General features: G+C 73.4%; 17 protein-coding genes. 12 read left to right on the forward strand and 5 right to left on the reverse strand.

Annotation, left to right across the window (positions count from 1 at the left end; translation table 11 throughout):
• Positions 1-33 precede the first annotated feature (33 nt).
• The 5 genes from CNQ36_RS04545 to CNQ36_RS04565 all read left to right on the forward strand — a co-directional run bounded on the left by CNQ36_RS04545 (position 34) and on the right by CNQ36_RS04565 (position 5,614).
• The gene (locus CNQ36_RS04545; protein ID WP_004934694.1) at positions 34-507 is read left to right on the forward strand and encodes a MarR family winged helix-turn-helix transcriptional regulator; all 474 of its coding nucleotides are present in this window, start codon (positions 34-36) and stop codon (positions 505-507) included.
• 194 nt (positions 508-701) lie between these two features.
• Positions 702-2,543 carry an ABC transporter ATP-binding protein gene (locus CNQ36_RS04550; protein WP_121545023.1) on the forward strand — a complete coding sequence of 614 codons (1,842 nt, stop codon included), beginning with the start codon at positions 702-704 and terminating at the stop codon, positions 2,541-2,543.
• Entirely contained in the window at positions 2,540-4,321 is a 1,782-nt protein-coding gene (locus CNQ36_RS04555) for an ABC transporter ATP-binding protein (protein ID WP_121545024.1), read from the forward strand. Before CNQ36_RS04550 ends, CNQ36_RS04555 begins: the two co-directional genes overlap by 4 nt.
• Positions 4,322-4,855: 534 nt before the next feature.
• Positions 4,856-5,326, forward strand: a complete 471-nt coding sequence (locus CNQ36_RS04560) for a DUF5709 domain-containing protein (RefSeq protein WP_121545025.1) — start codon at positions 4,856-4,858, stop codon at positions 5,324-5,326.
• Positions 5,327-5,359: 33 nt separating this feature from the next.
• On the forward strand, positions 5,360-5,614 hold the full coding sequence (locus tag CNQ36_RS04565) for a type B 50S ribosomal protein L31 (protein ID WP_004934690.1): 255 nt from the start codon (positions 5,360-5,362) through the stop codon (positions 5,612-5,614).
• A 20-nt stretch (positions 5,615-5,634) separates the two neighbouring features.
• On the opposite strand, the gene CNQ36_RS04570 is transcribed toward CNQ36_RS04565, so the two are convergent.
• A complete protein-coding gene (locus CNQ36_RS04570; RefSeq protein ID WP_121545026.1) occupies positions 5,635-6,429 on the reverse strand; it encodes a metal-dependent hydrolase in 795 nt (264 codons plus the stop codon).
• 145 nt (positions 6,430-6,574) lie between these two features.
• On the opposite strand from CNQ36_RS04570, the gene CNQ36_RS04575 reads away from it, so the two are divergent.
• Positions 6,575-9,088, forward strand: a complete 2,514-nt coding sequence (locus tag CNQ36_RS04575) for a DEAD/DEAH box helicase (protein ID WP_163013199.1) — start codon at positions 6,575-6,577, stop codon at positions 9,086-9,088.
• 19 nt (positions 9,089-9,107) lie between these two features.
• On the forward strand, positions 9,108-9,974 hold the full coding sequence (locus tag CNQ36_RS04580) for an acyl-CoA thioesterase (protein WP_004934685.1): 867 nt from the start codon (positions 9,108-9,110) through the stop codon (positions 9,972-9,974).
• Positions 9,975-9,993: 19 nt separating this feature from the next.
• On the opposite strand, the gene CNQ36_RS04585 is transcribed toward CNQ36_RS04580, so the two are convergent.
• Positions 9,994-10,650 (reverse strand): DUF6397 family protein, encoded by a 657-nt coding sequence (locus CNQ36_RS04585; RefSeq protein WP_206278427.1) that lies wholly within the window; start codon positions 10,648-10,650, stop codon positions 9,994-9,996.
• A 125-nt stretch (positions 10,651-10,775) separates the two neighbouring features.
• The gene (locus tag CNQ36_RS04590; protein ID WP_121545028.1) at positions 10,776-11,183 is read right to left on the reverse strand and encodes a roadblock/LC7 domain-containing protein; all 408 of its coding nucleotides are present in this window, start codon (positions 11,181-11,183) and stop codon (positions 10,776-10,778) included.
• 152 nt (positions 11,184-11,335) lie between these two features.
• Here CNQ36_RS04590 and CNQ36_RS04595 point away from each other — a divergent pair, with 152 nt between their 5' ends.
• On the forward strand, positions 11,336-11,764 hold the full coding sequence (locus tag CNQ36_RS04595) for a PPOX class F420-dependent oxidoreductase (protein WP_121545029.1): 429 nt from the start codon (positions 11,336-11,338) through the stop codon (positions 11,762-11,764).
• 106 nt (positions 11,765-11,870) lie between these two features.
• Positions 11,871-12,470, forward strand: a complete 600-nt coding sequence (locus CNQ36_RS04600) for a class I SAM-dependent methyltransferase (protein ID WP_121545030.1) — start codon at positions 11,871-11,873, stop codon at positions 12,468-12,470.
• Positions 12,471-12,478: 8 nt separating this feature from the next.
• Here the strand turns inward: CNQ36_RS04600 and CNQ36_RS04605 are convergent, their stop codons facing one another.
• Positions 12,479-13,375 carry an oxygenase MpaB family protein gene (locus CNQ36_RS04605; protein WP_163013200.1) on the reverse strand — a complete coding sequence of 299 codons (897 nt, stop codon included), beginning with the start codon at positions 13,373-13,375 and terminating at the stop codon, positions 12,479-12,481.
• A gap of 99 nt (positions 13,376-13,474) precedes the next feature.
• Here CNQ36_RS04605 and CNQ36_RS04610 point away from each other — a divergent pair, with 99 nt between their 5' ends.
• The 3 genes from CNQ36_RS04610 (at position 13,475) to CNQ36_RS04620 (ending at position 16,359) form a co-directional block, all read left to right on the forward strand.
• Positions 13,475-13,771, forward strand: coding sequence for a hypothetical protein (locus tag CNQ36_RS04610; RefSeq protein WP_121545031.1), 297 nt, complete (start codon positions 13,475-13,477; stop codon positions 13,769-13,771).
• A gap of 137 nt (positions 13,772-13,908) precedes the next feature.
• Positions 13,909-14,808, forward strand: a complete 900-nt coding sequence (locus CNQ36_RS04615) for a hypothetical protein (RefSeq protein WP_121545032.1) — start codon at positions 13,909-13,911, stop codon at positions 14,806-14,808.
• A gap of 165 nt (positions 14,809-14,973) precedes the next feature.
• Positions 14,974-16,359, forward strand: a complete 1,386-nt coding sequence (locus tag CNQ36_RS04620; RefSeq protein ID WP_121545033.1) for a tannase/feruloyl esterase family alpha/beta hydrolase — start codon at positions 14,974-14,976, stop codon at positions 16,357-16,359.
• Positions 16,360-16,363: 4 nt separating this feature from the next.
• Here the strand turns inward: CNQ36_RS04620 and CNQ36_RS04625 are convergent, their stop codons facing one another.
• The gene (locus CNQ36_RS04625; RefSeq protein WP_040908859.1) at positions 16,364-16,546 is read right to left on the reverse strand and encodes a hypothetical protein; all 183 of its coding nucleotides are present in this window, start codon (positions 16,544-16,546) and stop codon (positions 16,364-16,366) included.
• Between the last annotated feature and the right edge of the window lie 248 nt (positions 16,547-16,794).

Below are 16,794 nucleotides of genomic sequence, written 5' to 3' on the forward strand. Positions count from 1 at the left end.
TCACAATGAACAGCATCCTGATAATGTTCCCGCATGACCGCCCCCGATCCCGACGGCCTGCTCGCCGAACAGCTGCTTCGGCTGACCCGCCGGGTGCACCGCATCCAGAAGCGCCATCTGGAGCGGCGCGAGCTAGGTGTCACCCCCGCGCAGTCCCGGCTGCTGCGCACTCTCGCGCACTACGGCTCCCCGCCCCGGATGGCCGATCTGGCCGAGCGGCTGGAGGTGGTACCCCGGGCCGTCACCACCCTGGTCGACGGGCTGGAGGCGAACGGCAAGGTGCGGCGGGTGCCGGATCCGGCCAATCGGCGGGTCATCCGGATCGAGCTCACCGACGACGGCCGCGCGGCGCTGCGGGAACTGCGTGCCGCGCGGCGGGCCGCCGCGGAGGAGATCCTGGCCCCGCTGGGCGACGAACAGCGCGCGGTGCTGGGCGAACTGCTGGACACCCTCATCGACGGGACGGTCCCCTCGCGGTGCGGCGACGCGCCCGCCCGCCCCGTGTGACCTGACGGTCCGGCGGAGGCCGCCGCCGGGGCCGCCGGTTCCGTGCGGTGGCGAGGAAAACCGTTTGCCTCCGGGTGCGGGGCGGAGTCAACCTGTCACGGTTTGCTGCCTCCGTCCGCGGACGGAGCGCGGGCCTGCCCTCTCCGCCTCCCCCACCGCTTCCGCCGCCCCCTGACCCGAGCCACTGGGACGACATGCAGATCCAAGACCTTCCGTTTCCCGACCCCGGTGTGCCAGACGCGCGCTCGGGTCCCCGATTCCTGTGGTGGCTCTTCCGGAATCAGCTGTCCGGGCAGCTCAAGTCGCTGGCCTGGGGCCTGCTGCACTTCGCCTCCGTCGCCTCGCTGCCGTTCTGCGTCGGCGTCGCGGTCCAGGCCGCGGTCGACCGCTCCGGCGGCCGGCTCGCGCTGGCCGGCGGCCTGCTGGCACTGGCCTGCGCGGGCAACGCGATCGGTGAGACCTTCCTGCACCGTGCCGCCATCACCAACTGGATCACCGCCGCGGCCCGCGTCCAGCAGCTGCTGGCCCGCAAGGCCGCGACGCTGGGCTCGGCGCTGACCCGGCGCGTCGCCGCGGGGGAGGTCGTGGCGGTGTCCACCGGGGACGTCGAGAAGATCGGCTGGTTCGTGGAGGCGCTCTCGCGGTTCACCGCGGCGGCGGTCACCATCGTGCTGGTCTGCGTGGGCCTGGTCGTCTACGAGCCGGACCTCGGTGTCGTCGTCGCCGTGGGGCTGCCCGTCCTGGCGGTCGCGGTGCTGCCGCTGCTGCCCCGCGCCACCCGGCGGGCGGACACCCAGCGCGAGAAGGCAGGGCGGGCCACCGAGCTCGCCTCGGACACCGTCGCCGGGCTGCGGGTGCTGCGCGGCATCGGCGGCGAGGAACTGTTCCTCGACCGCTACCGCCGCGCATCCCAGGAGGTCCGCCACGCCGCCGTGCGCAGCGCGCGCATGTGGTCCCTGATCGCCGCCGTCCAGGTGCTCCTGCCGGGGCTCCTGCTGATCACGGTGGTCTGGTACGGCGTCCGTCTCGCCCGCGAGGGCCGGATCGGCGTCGGCGAACTGGTCACCGTGTACAGCTCGGTGATGGTGCTCACCTACCCGCTGCGGCACTTCGAGGAGATCGCGATGGCGTACTCCTTCTCCCGCCCCTCGGCCAAGCGGGCCGCGCGGGTGCTGTCGCTGGCCCGGGCCACGGACACCGGGGGGTCGCGCGCCGCGGAGACACCGGCCGGGGACCTGTACGACCCGGCGACCGGTCTGCTCGCCCCCGCCGGCCGGTTCACCGCCGTCGTGTGCGGCGACCCCGACGCGGCGGGACGGCTGGCCGAACGGCTCGGCGGGCACGCGGCGGACAAGGGCACCTCGGCGCTGCTCGGCGGGGTGCCGCTCGACGAACTGCCGCTGGACTCCGCCCGCCGGGCCGTCCTGGTGCAGGACAAGGATCCGGTGCTGCTCTCCGGCACCCTGCGGGAACTCCTCGACGTGCCCGCGTCCGGCGCGGTCGCTCCGCGCGACGCGCTGGAGGCCGCGCAGTGCGGGGACGTGCTGGCGGCACTGGTGCAGGGATCGCTCGGCGCCGACGACCCGATGGACGCCCGGATCACCGAACGCGGACGGTCCCTGTCCGGCGGACAGCGCCAGCGGCTCGCGCTGGCCCGGTCGCTGGTCACGGACCCGGAGGTGCTCGTCCTGGACGAGCCGACCTCGGCCGTCGACTCGCACACCGAGGCGCGGATCGCCCAGGGGGTGCGCGCCCTGCGGACGCGTCGCACCACCGTGGTGTTCACCTCGTCCCCGCTCCTGCTGGACCGCGCTGAACACGTGGTGTTCCTGCACGACGGCACCGTCGCGGCGGCCGGCGGCCATCGCGAACTGCTGCGCACCGAGCCCCGGTACCGGGCCGTGGTGACACGCGAGACCGAGGACGAGGCCGCGCTCGCCGGGGTTCCGGACACGGCGGGCGCCCCCCGCGAGGACGGCGTCCTGCACCGGCTGGACGGACTGGAAGAACTGCGAGAGATCGAGGAGACGGCATGATCGGCGTGGCGCCACCGGCCTACGACCCGGCGGCACCGACCGCGTCCGGCACGCTGCCCGTGGGAGCCCCCGCGACGGTCCGCGCCTACGTGGCGGAGCTGCTGCGCAGACACCGCCGGGCCTTCGTGCTGCTGATCACCGTGAACACGGTCGCCGTGCTCGCGTCGATGGTGGGCCCCGCTCTGCTGGGCGGACTGGTGGAACGGGTCCAGGACCCGGAGCGGGAGCTGCACATGGGGCTCACCGCCACGCTGTTCGTGGTCGCCCTGACCGTCCAGGCGGTGTTCGTCCGGCAGGTCCGGCTGCGCGGGGCGATGCTCGGCGAGCGGATGCTGGCCGATCTGCGCGAGGACTTCCTGGTGCGGTCGGTCGGGCTGCCGCCGGGCGTGCTGGAGCGTGCGGGCACGGGTGATCTGCTGTCGCGGATCACCACCGACATCGACCGGCTCGGCAACGCCATGCGCGAGGCCGTGCCGCAGCTGGCCATCGGCGTGGTGTGGGCGGTGCTGCTGCTGGGCGGACTCGTGGTGACGGCGCCCGAACTGGCTCCGGCGGTGCTGCTCGCCGTGCCGCTGCTGGTGGCGGGCTGCCGCTGGTACTTCCGGCGGGCGCCGTCCGCCTACCGCTCGGAGGCCGCCGGGTACGCCGCCGTCGCGGCCTCGCTCGCCGAGACCGTGGACGCGGGACGGACCGTGGAGGCGCACCGCCTGGGCGCGCGCCGGGTGGCCCTGTCGGACCAGCGGGTCAGGGAGTGGACGGCCTGGGAGCGCTACACGCTCTGGCTCCGGTCGGTGCTCTTCCCCGTCGTCAGCGTCACGCACGTCATCGTGCTCGCCTCGGTGCTGATGATCGGCGGGGTGTTCGTCCTGCGGGGCTGGATCGGTGTCGGCCAGCTGACCACCGGCGCGCTGATCGCGCAGATGCTCGTCGACCCGGTGGGGCTGATCCTGCGGTGGTACGACGAACTGCAGGTGGCGCAGGTGTCGCTGGCCCGGCTGGTCGGAGTCCGGGACATCGAGCCGGACGCCGGTGACGCCGCGCTGGCCCCCGAGGGCCGCCGGGTGCACGCGGACGAGGTGCACTTCGGCTACCTGGAGGGGGTGGACGTGCTGCGCAAGGTGTCCCTCGATGTCGCCCCGGGGACCAGGCTGGCGCTGGTCGGCCCCTCGGGCGCGGGCAAGTCGACCCTGGGCCGGCTGCTCGCCGGGATCTACGCGCCCCGGGACGGGCGGGTCACCCTGGGCGGCGCCGAACTGTCCCGGATGACCGCCGAGCGGGTGCGCACGCATGTGGCCCTGGTCAACCAGGAGCACCACGTCTTCGTGGGCTCCCTTCGCGACAATCTGCGGCTCGCCAGGACGGACGCCGGGGACGCCGAGCTGTGGGCGGCGCTCGGGGCGGTCGACGCCGACGACTGGGCGCGTGCGCTCGGCGAGGGGCTGGACACCGAGGTCGGTTCCGGCGGGTTCCCGCTCACCCCGGCCCAGGCGCAGCAGATCGCGCTGGCCCGGCTGGTGCTGGCCGACCCGCACACGCTGGTCCTGGACGAGGCGACCTCGCTGCTCGACCCGCGCGCGGCGCGTCACCTGGAACGCTCCCTGGCCCGGGTGCTGGACGGCCGGACGGTCGTCGCCATCGCGCACCGTCTGCACACCGCCCACGACGCGGACGTCATCGCCGTGGTGGAGGACGGCCGCATCAGCGAACTGGGCAGCCACGACGAGCTGGTCGCGGCGGACGGGGCGTACGCGGCGCTGTGGCGGTCCTGGCACGGGTGAGCCCGCGGCACCGCCGGGGCGGGGCCGGCCCTCCGCGGCGGCGCCCTCCGGGGCGGCCGGACGATCCCGGCCGAGCGGGCCCCCCGCTGCCGTGGCGGCGCACACCGCCGCGCTCCGACGGCCCGGAGCGGGCGACGCCCATCCTGCCGCCGTCTGCCGGCGGCAGGGTGGGCGTGGCCGTCCCGGCATCGTGAGGGCGAGGCGCCCGGGAGGGCCCGGCCTGCGGTGGCGAGGCGGGCCGGCACGCCCGGCGTGACGGGGCCGACGAGGGCAGCGCCTGACCACGGGCTCGGCGCCCGGCCCCGTCGCCAACCGCTGCGGGGGTGCCGGTCCGGGCGGGGGCCGGGACGTGTGCGGCTGGGGGGTGTGCCGTTGCGCGGTGAGGAGATCCGGTGGAAGGCTGGAGTCAGGCACCGGCCCGGGGAGCTCCCGGAGTCCCCGCGGACAGAGCGCGGGCGGCGCCGGTGCCCCGTACTGGTGGCCCGGCGCGGGCCGTGGCGGGAGAGGGCCCGTCCCCACTCTCTGGAGGTAGTCGTGAACAGCGCCGACGGTTGGGGAGACGATGTCTACCAGCCCGACGGGTCCGAGGTTCAGGACGACGCCGGACTGCTCGACGCCGAGGACACCCTGGAGAACGACGGCGTCGCCGACCCCCTGGACCGGGGCTATTCCCCTCCGGAGCGGCCCTGGGCCGTGGAGCACTACGGCGTGACGGCGGCGGAGCGCCACGAGGGCGAGACGCTGGACCAGCGGCTCGCCGAGGAGCTGCCCGATCCGGCCGCCTCCGACGGCGACGGCATCGGTGATTCCTCCGGCACCGACGGGGAACTCCTGGACAACGAGGTCGGCGCCGCCCGCTCCGGACGGCTGGTGGCCCCCGACGAAGGAGCGCACGAGGACGAGGAGGAGGCCCTGGTCGCCATGGACGTCGGCATCGACGGCGCGGCCGCCTCCGCCGAGGAGGCCGCCGTGCACGTCGTCGACGAGGACAACCTGCCCGGCTGACCGCGCCCGGCCCGAGTCGCCCGAGGAGCATGCATGCAGCAGGACAAGCACCCCGACTACCACCCGGTCGTCTTCCGTGACCGCGCCGCGGGTTACGCCTTCCTCACCCGGTCCACCGCGACCAGCGAGCAGACCATCGAGTGGGACGACGGCGAGACCTACCCGGTGGTGGAGGTGGAGATTTCGTCGGAGAGTCACCCCTTCTACACGGGCAAGGCCCGGACCGTGGACACCGAGGGCCGCGTCGCCCGCTTCGAGCGGCGGTACGGCGGTGACGCCGCCGGCTGAGCCCGGGGCCCGGGGCGCCCTCAGATCACGTTGAGCGCCGCCGCGCAGCCCACCCCGCCCAGCAGCATGAACACCGGCATCAGCACCTTCAGCTCCACCCAGCTGCCGGCCCGGAACCGCATGGCCTTCGGCGGCCCCACCGGGTACCAGCGCTTGCGGCCCACCGGTATCGGCCACAGGATCGGGCAGCCGGAGACGGTCAGCGCGTCCCCGATGTCGTGCACCAGCGCGCCCAGCACGATCGGCAGGCCCAGCCACAGGTACTCCTGGCCCGGCTCGGTGAACAGCCAGTCGGCGCCGCTGCCCGGCTGGTCCAGGATGCCCGCGAGGATCCAGGCGCTGGTCGCCGCCAGCAGCCACACCAGGACGTCGCTGCTGGAACCCCGCGTCGCCCGCCACAGCAGGCCCTCGATGGCCAGCACCATGTGCACGAAGAGGATCGCCAGCACCGCCCAGCGGCCGCCGGTTATCGCCAGGACCGCCGTGCCGGAGCCGATCAGCACCGCCCACAGCCAGGTGTGGGTGAGCGTGCGGTGCCCGCCGGAGCGACGGGGGTCGCCCGGCTTCCTGGTGGCCTTGTAGACGGCGTAGGACAGCTTGTCGACGATCTCGCACAGCCAGCGGGAGACCGGGCCGAAGGCCCTCGAGATGGTGGCCGCCTTGTGGTCCAGGTCCGGGGCGAGTGCGGCGCCTGCGCAGATCAGGGCGCCGGCCAGGAGCACCGGCCAGGGCATGGGGTGTCCGGCCGCGGCCGCCGCCGCACCGACCCCGAGCCAGGCCGCGGCGCCCGACAGTGAGTGCGCTGGTCCCATCATCGCCGTCGCCCGCCCCATTCCTCGTTCGCCGCTGTCCAGTTGACCGGCCGCGCTCACGCCCCGCCGGCGACACAGCGTAGCGTTCGCGATCTTCGACTCCGCAGCCGATTCCCCCATCGGGCGGCCGGACAGGCAAGATGGGGGCGTGACCCTCATCGATCAGCTGCCTCCGACCGCCGACCCCGACGCCCTGTACGAAGCCTTCGAGTCGTGGGCACAGGATCGCGGTCTCACGCTCTACCCCCACCAGGAGGAGGCGCTGATCGAGGTGGTCTCCGGGGCGAACGTGATCGTGTCGACGCCGACGGGCTCCGGCAAGAGCATGATCGCGGCGGCCGCGCACTTCGCCGCCCTGGCGCGCGACGAGGTCACCTTCTACACGGCGCCCATCAAGGCGCTGGTGTCGGAGAAGTTCTTCGAGCTGTGCAAGATCTTCGGCACGGAGAACGTCGGCATGCTCACCGGCGACGCGTCGGTCAACGCCGACGCCCCGGTGATCTGCTGCACCGCCGAAGTACTGGCGTCGATCGCGCTGCGCGACGGCAAGGACGCCGACGTGGGCCAGGTCGTGATGGACGAGTTCCACTTCTACGCGGAACCGGACCGCGGCTGGGCCTGGCAGATCCCCCTCCTCGAACTGCCCCAGGCCCAGTTCGTGCTGATGTCGGCGACGCTCGGCGACGTCTCCTTCTTCGAGAAGGACCTCACCCGCCGTACCGGCCGCCCCACCAGCGTGGTCCGCTCGGCGACCCGGCCCGTGCCGCTGTCCTACGAGTACCGGTACACGCCGCTCACCGAGACGCTCACGGATCTGCTCGGGTCCCGGCAGGCGCCGGTCTACATCGTGCACTTCACACAGGCGCAGGCGGTGGAGCGGGCGCAGGCGCTGATGAGCATCAACATGTGCACGCGCGAGGAGAAGGACAGGATCGCAGAGCTGATCGGCAACTTCCGCTTCACCACCAAGTTCGGCAGCAATCTGTCCCGCTACGTGCGGCACGGCATCGGGGTGCATCACGCCGGCATGCTGCCCAAGTACCGGCGGCTGGTGGAGAAGCTGGCGCAGGCCGGTCTGCTGAAGGTCATCTGCGGCACGGACACGCTGGGCGTGGGCGTCAACGTCCCCATCCGCACGGTGCTGTTCACGGCGCTGACCAAGTACGACGGCAGTCGGGTGCGCACGCTGCGGGCCCGTGAGTTCCACCAGATCGCGGGCCGCGCCGGCCGTGCCGGCTTCGACACCGAGGGCTTCGTGGTGGGGCAGGCGCCCGAGCACGTCATCGAGAACGAGAAGGCCCTGGCCAAGGCCGGGGACGACCCGAAGAAGCGCCGCAAGGTGGTGCGCAAGAAGGCGCCCGAGGGTTTCGTCGCCTGGAGCGAGCAGACCTTCGAGAAGCTCATCGGCTCTGAGCCGGAGCCGCTGAACTCCCGCTTCCGGGTCACCCACACCATGCTGCTGTCGGTGATCGCCCGGCCCGGCAACGCCTTCGAGGCGATGCGACGGCTGCTGGAGGACAACCACGAGCCGCGCAAGCAGCAGTTGCGGCACATCCGGCGGGCGATCGCCATCTACCGCTCGCTCCTCGACGGCGGCATCGTCGAGAAGCTCGACCGGCCCGACGCCGAGGGCCGGATCGTCCGCCTCACCGTGGACCTGCAGCAGGACTTCGCGCTCAACCAGCCGCTGTCCACGTTCGCCCTGGCCGCGTTCGAGCTGCTGGACCCGGAGTCGCCGTCGTACGCGCTGGACATGGTGTCCGTGGTGGAGTCCACGCTGGACGATCCCCGCCAGATCCTCGCCGCCCAGCAGAACAAGGCGCGGGGCGAGGCGGTCGCCGCGATGAAGGCCGACGGGGTGGAGTACGAGGAGCGCATGGAGCGGCTCCAGGACGTCACCTACCCGAAGCCGCTGGAGGAGCTGCTCTTCCACGCGTACGACACCTACCGCAGGAGCCACCCGTGGGTCGGTGACCATCCGCTGTCGCCGAAGTCGGTGATCCGGGACATGTACGAGCGGGCGCTGACCTTCACGGAGCTGGTGTCCCACTACGAGCTCGCCCGCACCGAGGGCATCGTGCTGCGCTACCTCGCGAGCGCGTACAAGGCGCTGGAGCACACCGTCCCGGACGACCTGAAGTCCGAGGACCTGGAGGATCTGATCGCCTGGCTGGGCGAGACGGTGCGCCAGGTCGACTCCAGCCTGCTGGACGAGTGGGAGCAGCTGGCCAACCCGGAGGAGATGACGGCGGAGGAGGCGCAGGAGAGGGCCGACCAGGTCAAGCCGGTCACCGCGAACGCGCGCGCCTTCCGCGTCCTGGTCCGCAACGCCATGTTCCGCCGGGTCGAGCTCGCCGCGCTCGACCAGCTGGACGAGCTGGGCGGACTGGACTCCGACGCGGGCTGGGACGCCGGCGCCTGGGGTGACGCGATGGACAAGTACTGGGACGAGTACGAGGAACTCGGGACCGGCCCCGACGCCCGCGGGCCGAAGCTCCTCCTGATCGAGGAGGAGCCGGAGAACGCGCTGTGGCGGGTCCGGCAGATCTTCGACGACCCGAGCGGCGACCACGACTGGGGCATCAGCGCCGAGGTCGACCTCACCGCCTCCGACGCGGAGGGCCGCGCGGTCGTCCGGGTCACCGATGTCGGCCAGTTGTGAACTCAGGAGAACCCCACCCATGACGAACCCGGCCGAGAGCCTCGTCGCCCTGCTCGACCTGGAGCGGATCGAGGTCGACATCTTCCGTGGCCGCAGTCCGCAGGAGTCCCTCCAGCGGGTCTTCGGCGGCCAGGTGGCCGGCCAGGCACTGGTCGCCGCCGGCCGCACCACGGACGGCGACCGTCCCGTGCACTCGCTGCACGCGTACTTCCTGCGTCCCGGCAGGCCCGGGGTGCCGATCGTGTACCAGGTGGAACGGGTGCGGGACGGCCGGTCGTTCACCACCCGACGGGTCACCGCGGTGCAGCAGGGCCGCACGATCTTCAATCTCACCGCCTCCTTCCACAAGCCCGAGCAGGGGAGTTTCGAGCACCAGCTGCCGCCTGCCCGCAAGGTCCCCGACCCCGGGTCGCTGCCGACGGTCACGGACGAGATCCGGGAGCATCTGGGCGCGCTGCCGGAGCAGTTGGAGCGGATGGCGCGCCGGCAGCCCTTCGACATCCGCTATGTGGACCGGCTGCGCTGGGACCCCGACGAGGTCGAGGGCGCCGAGCCGCGCAGCGCGGTGTGGATGCGCGCGGTCGGCCCGCTCGGCGACGATCCGCTGGTGCACACCTGCGCCCTGACCTACGCCAGTGACATGACCCTCCTGGACGCCGTGCGGATCCCGGTGGAGCCGCTGTGGGGGCCGCGCGGCTTCGACATGGCGTCGCTGGACCACGCGATGTGGTTCCACCGCCCGTTCCGCGCGGACGAGTGGTTCCTGTACGACCAGGAGTCGCCGATCGCCACGGGCGGGCGGGGCCTGGCCCGGGGCCGGATCTACGACCTGGAGGGCCGGATGCTGGTGTCCGTCGTCCAGGAGGGGCTGTTCCGGGCGCTGTAGGTCACCGGGCTCCGCGCCGTCACCGGCCGAGCGGACCGCGGGGTGCCGGCCGGTGGGCCCGCGCCTCCTCCGTCAGCCGTGCCAGATCGGCCTGCAGCCAGGCGACCTCGTCCGGGTCCTGGGCGGTCATGAGTTCTTCCGCCAGGCCCGCCGCCGGGGAGCCGGGCGCGCCCTGGAACGGCGGCGGCCGGCGGAACCGGTCGAGGTGGCGGCGGTCGTGGGGGTCCCTGACGGCTTCCGCCACGTGCGGGGGACCGAGCAGCGACGCCACGGCCCCGGCGCGGGCCCAGGGGCCGTCGGCCCGGCGGAGCATGAGGCCCAGCCGCCGAGAGCGCCAGTTGCGCGGTCGCAGGTCGACGCCGGTGTCGAGCAGGCCCCGGAGGTTCCCGGGCGTGCGCCCCGTCAGCAGGGACGCGTTGCCTTCGTCGGAGGCGAACAGGAGCAGTTCCTCCGCCTGATAGAGCCAGACCACGGCGTGGTGGCGGTTTACGCGGAACCCGGTCGGCACCAGCAGTCCCAGTCTCGCCAGCCGGGTGAAACGGGCCTTCGGCACGCCGAGGAGGGCTGCACCCTCCGTGGTGCCCACAACCCGCTCGCCCGGCCCGTCTCCGCCGCCGTCGAGGCCCGGTTCACGTGTGGTGGTCGCGTCGTGCGCGGTGGTGCGCGGTGCGGACATGTCCGTCTCCCCCGTGGAGTGTGGGCGGTGGACGCCTGGTGCGCCCGCCGGAAGAACCGTAGCCGCTCCGTCACTCTCCGTGGCGAGCCTGTGGAAAACTCCTCAGCCCGGGACGAACACGCTGGTCAGAGCTCCCTGCCGGGCTCCGGCCGCCGGGCGTCCACGTCCAGGTGCTCGCCGACCCGGTTGACCAGCAGCGTCATCTCGTAGGCGATGTGGCCGATGTCGACCTCGGCCGCGCTGAGCACGCACAGACAGCTGCCGGTGCCGGCCGCCGTGACGAAGAGGACCGCGTCGTCGAACTCGATCATCGTCTGGCGCACCCCACCCGCGCCGAAGTGACGTCCCGAACCCTTGGCGAGGCTGTGCAGTCCGGACGACACGGCGGCGAGGTGTTCCGCGTCCTCGCGGCGCAGCCCCGTGCTCGCGCCCGTCACCAGCCCGTCGTTGGACAGGACCAGTGCGTGCCGTACGTGTTCGACGCGTTGGGTCAGGTCGTCCAGCAGCCAGTCGAGTCCCTGGTTCTGCCCCATGTCGTGAATCTCCCCCTGGTCTTCCCCGTGGTCTTTCCGTGGTCTTTCCGTGGTCCTTCGGTGGTCTTCCCCGTGTGCCGTCCCCTCCATTCGGGAGGGTCCCCGCGCCAGCCTTCCCCACGACAGGGCGCCGGGCAAGGAGGATGGAAGCCATGGGACACAAGATGACCGAGGAAGAGTGGCGGGAGTTCTGCTCGTACGGAACCCGCACCGCCAAGTTGTCCACCGTCCGCGCCGACGGCAGCCCGCACGTGGCGCCGGTCTGGTTCCTGGTGGACGGGGGCGACGTGGTGTTCAACACCGGTAAGGGGACCGTCAAGGGGCGCAATCTGGCACGTGACGGGCGGGCCGCCCTCTGTGTGGACGACGACCGGCCGCCGTTCGGCTTCGTGGTGTTGCAGGGCCGGGCCCGGCTCTCGGAGGACCCCGGGGAACTCCGGCACTGGGCCACACTGATCGGCGCGCGGTACATGGGCGAGGACCGGGCCGAGGAGTTCGGGGCGCGCAACGCCGTGCCCGGTGAGCTCCTCGTCCGCGTGACGGTCGAGAAGGTGGTGGCGGAAAAGGGCGTCGCGGACTGACAGCCGGGCGGGTGCGGCAGCCCCGCGGTCGTCCCACGGGGCCGCGCTCGCGTGCGCCGCACGGCACGACGGGTGCCGGCCGTCCCGGTGAGGAATCATGCGGAGCATGAGCGACGACCACACGCACGTCCAGGAGTTCTTCACCGCGCGGGCGGCCGGTTGGGACCGCCGCTTCCCCGACGACGGCCCGGCCTACGCGGCCGCGGTCGCCGGGATCGGACTGCGCGAGGGCGACCGGGTGCTCGACGCGGGCTGCGGCACCGGGCGGGCCCTGCCGGCGCTGCGCGCGGCCGTGGGGCCCTCGGGTGTGGTGCTCGGCGCGGACCTGACCCCGGCCATGCTGCGGGAGGCGGCACGGGCCGGGCGGGACCGCGACGGTGCGCTGCTGCTGACCGACGTCGCCGCGCTGCCGCTGCGCGCTTCCTCGCTGGACGCCGTGTTCGCGGCGGGCCTGATCGCCCATCTGCCCGACCCGGCCGGGAACCTCCGGGAGATCGCGCGGGTGGTGCGCCCCGGTGGCGTGCTCGCCCTGTTCCATCCGATCGGCCGCGCGGCGCTCGCCGCCCGGCAGGGCCGCACGCTCACCCCGGACGACCTCCGCGCGGAGCCGAACCTCCGCGCGCTGCTGTCACGTTCGGGCTGGCGCATGACCTCGTACGCCGACGAGGACAGCCGGTTCGTGGCCCTGGCGGCCCGCGCGGACTGAGCCGCCGGTCAGGTGCCGGGCGCCCGGTCGGGGTGCCGTACCGGGCAGCCCCGCAGTCCCGGTACGGGGCTGGTGCCCAGGTCCGCCAGCCGGTAGCCGTCCGGGTAGCTCCTGATCTCCCGGTTCTGCCGGGCGAAGTGCGGGGTGTCCCGCGGCGGCAGCAGCCTTACCGCCCGGCCCCGCAGCCGTACCGCGCGGCGCACCCACGCGCGGGTGGCCGCACTCGGCGGGGTGTAGCGGAACGCGCGCAGCAGGGGTTCGTCGAGCAGCGCGAGCGTGGCGGTGCGCAGCACGGGGGCGAGGGGGCGCGGATACCAGGAGGCCATGAGGTCGAGCGTGGCGTCGGAGACCCGTCGCGCGCCCTCGTCCCAGGCGAAGTGGGCCTCCTCATAGGCGTCCAGGCAGCTTTCGAACTCCTCGTAGGTCCCGGGGATGTCCTTGATGCCCATGTGCTGTCCGAGGGTGCGGTAGTGGACGGCGCCGGCGACGGTCTCGTGCCGCGACAGCCTGCGCCAGCCATAGGCGTCGATCCACCTCTTGGGCATCACCACGAACGTGCACAGGACGTACCGCATGTCGTCGTCGGGGATGTCGTAGGCGTGGTGCATCCGGTTGACGCGGCGGATCGCGGTCCTGCCCAGGACGCTGCCGAATCCGTGCTCGACGACGGCGTCCAGGAGGAGCGAGGTGTCGTCGTAGCGCTTCTGGGACCGGTCGGTGAGCTCCGCCGTCGTGGCGAGCAGCCGGCCGATCCGGGGGACGGCGTAGGTGCGGTAGAGGGCCAGTTCCAGGGAGCGGGTGTAGTCCCAGGGGAACTCGTACGCGGCACTGAGCCGGTAGATCTCGGTGGCCTCCCGGTGGGGATCCATCCGCCGGATGCGTTCCAGCCGTTCGTAGCGTCGCACCGCGCCGCCCCCTTATGCCGTCGGAGCTTCAACTCTACGTTGAGTGGCAGGAGATGAACGGTATGTGAGGGCAACCGTGCTGGGGGAAAGGTGGAGCTCATGTGGGAAAGGGTCCGGGGGATCGGGAGCAGAGTGGCCGGCAGTCTGCGCGCGGGTGAGCGGACCCGGCGCGAGGAACGTCCGCACAACATCTTCGAGGCCGCCGCGGCGTACGTCTCGGCCTGCGCGGAGGACGATCAGGACCGGATCGACGAGGCGGCCGGCTGGGTGTCGCCGGAGGCGCTGTCGTTCGGGGTGAACGAGCTGGCGTGCCGGGCGGTCGTCGCGCTCGCGCGGGAGCGGCACGAGTCGCCGGGGACCGTCGCGCGGGCGCTGCTGGGGCTTCCGGCCGCCTGAGCCGCTTCCGGCGCCTGGCCGATTCGCCCCGTCCGGGCGGAAACCTGCAGCTCCGGGCACGGCTGCGGGGGTCGTGACAAGCGGCTTCGGGTCGGCATAGGGTGCGCGCCGGTGGACGAACCGATCGGGAGGCTGGGATGGCCGGGACGGACGAGGAAGCCGTCGCCGCCGCGGACGACGCGCTCTATGTGCTCACCGCGGCGCTGCTGACGCCGGCGAAGTTCCCGAGCGTGCTGGGCGACGACTACCCGGAGGCGTGCGCGTCGCTCGGCCTGCCGCCTCTCGCCGACGGGTACGGGCTGGTGCTCGGCCAGGACGGCGAGGGCGCCCGGTGGACGGTCGTCGTCGACGACGTCTCCCTGGTCGCCGTCGCGATCGCGTCCTGGGACTGCGGCATGGAACAGGACCTGTCGCCGGACGAGCGCACGGTCGTCGCCGCGCTGCCGGGCTGGCCGCTCGCGGTGGCCGTCGCGGCGCCGAACGTGCCCGCGCCGCACGATCCCGCTCCCGACGCCGCGGACGGGCCCCCGCTGACGCCCCCGGACGCCGGGCTCTGGGGCCCCGCCCAGCGCCGGCTGGGGGCGGACGAGATCGCGCTGCAGTGGGCGGTCTGGCGGGAGCAGGTCGACGATGCGGCGTTCCCGGCGCCCGGCGGTCCGGCCCCGGCGGCGGACGGCGCCGGGGAGTCCGCCGGGGACGACGTGAAGGCCGGGGACGGAGACGCCCGGACGGGCGAGGAGGAGGACGCCCGCCGGGACGGGCAGCCGCGCCACGGCGGCATCCGCCGCGTGCTCGCGGAGGCGCGGGCGTACGTCGACTCGCCGCCGCCGCTCGGCCGGGTCCGCTCGTCCTTCGCACCGGGCGGCGCGCGCACCCTTCGCGCCGACGGGCCCGGCTGGTCGCTGGTGGCCCGGACGGACGACATCGCGTTCGTCCTGCTCGACGACGAACCCGGCGAAGTCCTCCCGGTCGGCCGGGGACCGGAGCTGCCGGGTCTTCTGGAGGCGCTCGACCAGATGGCGGTACGTCCGCTGTGAGTCCGGGCGGCCTGGGGTAAGGGACGTGGGCGTGCGCTGACTTCCCACGGGCGGGCGTCGTCCAGGGGGCGCCGGCCCGTCGGTGACGGCGGGGGCGGGCCCTCACCGTGGGGCGGTTCCGCGCCGCACCCCTTTTTTCCGCCGCTCGTCCTCCCGGAGGCAGTCATGCGCCCCTCCCGTGGCGTTCCGTTGCTCGTCGCCGCCCTCGCCGCCGCCGTTCTCACCGCTCCCTCCCCGGCCGGTGCGGCCGGGGACGGTCACTGCGCGCGCCAGGACCGGTTACGGGTGCCCGGCGCCGCCCGTCAGCGCGACGCCTGTCTGTCCGATCTCACCACCGCGGGGCTGGCCGGCACTCGGTACACCGACATGGCCGACCAGACGGGACTGACCGCGGCGGCCACCAGGTCGCCCTCCGGGGTGCCCGGGGTGCAGATCGACGGCTACTTCCCGGACTCCTCCCATTTCAACGACACCCACGGCTGGGGGCACGACGCGCAGTTCGTGATCCGGCTGCCCGACCGCTGGAACGGCGGGCTGGTCGTCACCGGCGCACCCGGCAACCGCAAGCAGTACGCGACCGACAAGGCGGTCTCCGATCACGTGCTGGCCCAGGGCTTCGCCTACGCGTCGACCGACAAGGGCAACAGCGGCCCCGACTTCCACCGTGACGGCGAGCGGCCCGGTGACGCGGTCGCCGAGTGGAACGCGCGGACCACGCAGCTCACCCGGGCGGCCCGGCAGGCGGTGGCCCAGCGCTACGGGCACGCCCCGCGCCGCACGTACATGACCGGTGTCTCCAACGGCGGCTACCTCACCCGCTGGCAGCTGGAGAACCACCCGGAGCTTTACGACGGCGGGGTGGACTGGGAGGGCACCCTGTGGGCCGCCGGAGGGCGCCACCCGCTGCTCTCCCTGCCGGTGGCGGTGGCGTGGACGTCCGGCGCGGCCACCGACGAGGACATGTACGAGGCCGGCTTCGCCCGCGGGTCCGAGTTCCTCTGGCCGTACCACGCGAAGGCCTACTGGGGGGTCACCCAGAAGATCTACCGCGCCGAGTTCGACCCGGACTACGACCCCGGCTGTCCCGGCGCCTCCGCCGGTTCGACGCTCGAGCAGGTCCTGGCGCCGTGTCCCTCCGACGCCGTCTACGACTACGCCTCCCGTCCCGCCTCCGTGCACCGCGCCGTGGAGCGCGTGGCGCTCACCGGGCGGATCGGCCGGCCGCTGATCACCCTGCACGGCGACCTGGACGCGCTGCTGCCCGCGTCCGTCGACTCCGACGTGTACGACCGCATGATCGAGTCGAGCGGACGCGATCGTCTGCACCGCTACTACACGGTGCGCAAGGGCACGCACGTCGACGGGCTGTACGACAGTCATCCGGACCGGCTGCGGCCGGTCCTCCCGTGTTACCGCTCGGCGTTCGACGCCCTGGTCGCCTGGGTGGAGCGCGGAGTCGCGCCGCCCGCGGACCGGACGGTCGGCGAGCCCGCGGACGGCGACGTGGTCGACTCCTGCGCGCTGGGCTCCGGGGCGGCGGTGAGGCCGTAGCTCCTCAGCGGCCCAGCTCCTTGCGCGAGACCCGGCGCAGCCGGCGCCGCTGTGCGGGGTCCAGGGTGAGGTACGCGGCGGCCGGCACTCCCAGGACTATCAGGAGCGCGGCCCACCAGGGCAGCCAGATGAGCAGGATGAGCCCGGCCGCCACACCCCCCGCGGCGATCTTGGCGTTCTTCGACATGAGTGTCGCCTCCTTCGCGGCCATTGCCGCTCTCTGCCGTGAAAACGGGCCCGCGCCTCCGGCAGTTCCGGACCGCGCCCCTGAGACGTCCCTGAGGTGCGCCCCCTAAGGTCTCCGGGAGCCTGTCGTGAGCCTCCATGGCCTGGGGCTCGCGTGTTCCCATGGTGACCCGGCTCACGGCACAGGCATAGCCGGCCGACGCCGGCCGTGCTGTACCCTCGGCGACTCCGGCTTCACTAGTCAAGTTT

This window comes from Streptomyces fungicidicus, assembly GCF_003665435.1.
Lineage (GTDB): Bacteria > Actinomycetota > Actinomycetes > Streptomycetales > Streptomycetaceae > Streptomyces > Streptomyces fungicidicus.

Excerpts from the sequence above, each read along its gene's own strand:
- CNQ36_RS04600 (WP_121545030.1), top strand. The coding sequence starts at position 11,871 with ATGAGCGACGACCACACGCACGTCCAGGAGTTCTTCACCGCGCGGGCG.
- CNQ36_RS04580 (WP_004934685.1), top strand. The coding sequence starts at position 9,108 with ATGACGAACCCGGCCGAGAGCCTCGTCGCCCTGCTCGACCTGGAGCGG.
- CNQ36_RS04620 (WP_121545033.1), top strand. The coding sequence starts at position 14,974 with ATGCGCCCCTCCCGTGGCGTTCCGTTGCTCGTCGCCGCCCTCGCCGCC.
- CNQ36_RS04615 (WP_121545032.1), top strand. The coding sequence starts at position 13,909 with ATGGCCGGGACGGACGAGGAAGCCGTCGCCGCCGCGGACGACGCGCTC.
- CNQ36_RS04590 (WP_121545028.1), bottom strand. The coding sequence starts at position 11,183 with ATGGGGCAGAACCAGGGACTCGACTGGCTGCTGGACGACCTGACCCAA.
- CNQ36_RS04550 (WP_121545023.1), top strand. The coding sequence starts at position 702 with ATGCAGATCCAAGACCTTCCGTTTCCCGACCCCGGTGTGCCAGACGCG.
- CNQ36_RS04565 (WP_004934690.1), top strand. The coding sequence starts at position 5,360 with ATGCAGCAGGACAAGCACCCCGACTACCACCCGGTCGTCTTCCGTGAC.
- CNQ36_RS04625 (WP_040908859.1), bottom strand. The coding sequence starts at position 16,546 with ATGTCGAAGAACGCCAAGATCGCCGCGGGGGGTGTGGCGGCCGGGCTC.
- CNQ36_RS04595 (WP_121545029.1), top strand. The coding sequence starts at position 11,336 with ATGGGACACAAGATGACCGAGGAAGAGTGGCGGGAGTTCTGCTCGTAC.
- CNQ36_RS04545 (WP_004934694.1), top strand. The coding sequence starts at position 34 with ATGACCGCCCCCGATCCCGACGGCCTGCTCGCCGAACAGCTGCTTCGG.
- CNQ36_RS04585 (WP_206278427.1), bottom strand. The coding sequence starts at position 10,650 with ATGTCCGCACCGCGCACCACCGCGCACGACGCGACCACCACACGTGAA.
- CNQ36_RS04610 (WP_121545031.1), top strand. The coding sequence starts at position 13,475 with ATGTGGGAAAGGGTCCGGGGGATCGGGAGCAGAGTGGCCGGCAGTCTG.
- CNQ36_RS04570 (WP_121545026.1), bottom strand. The coding sequence starts at position 6,429 with ATGATGGGACCAGCGCACTCACTGTCGGGCGCCGCGGCCTGGCTCGGG.
- CNQ36_RS04555 (WP_121545024.1), top strand. The coding sequence starts at position 2,540 with ATGATCGGCGTGGCGCCACCGGCCTACGACCCGGCGGCACCGACCGCG.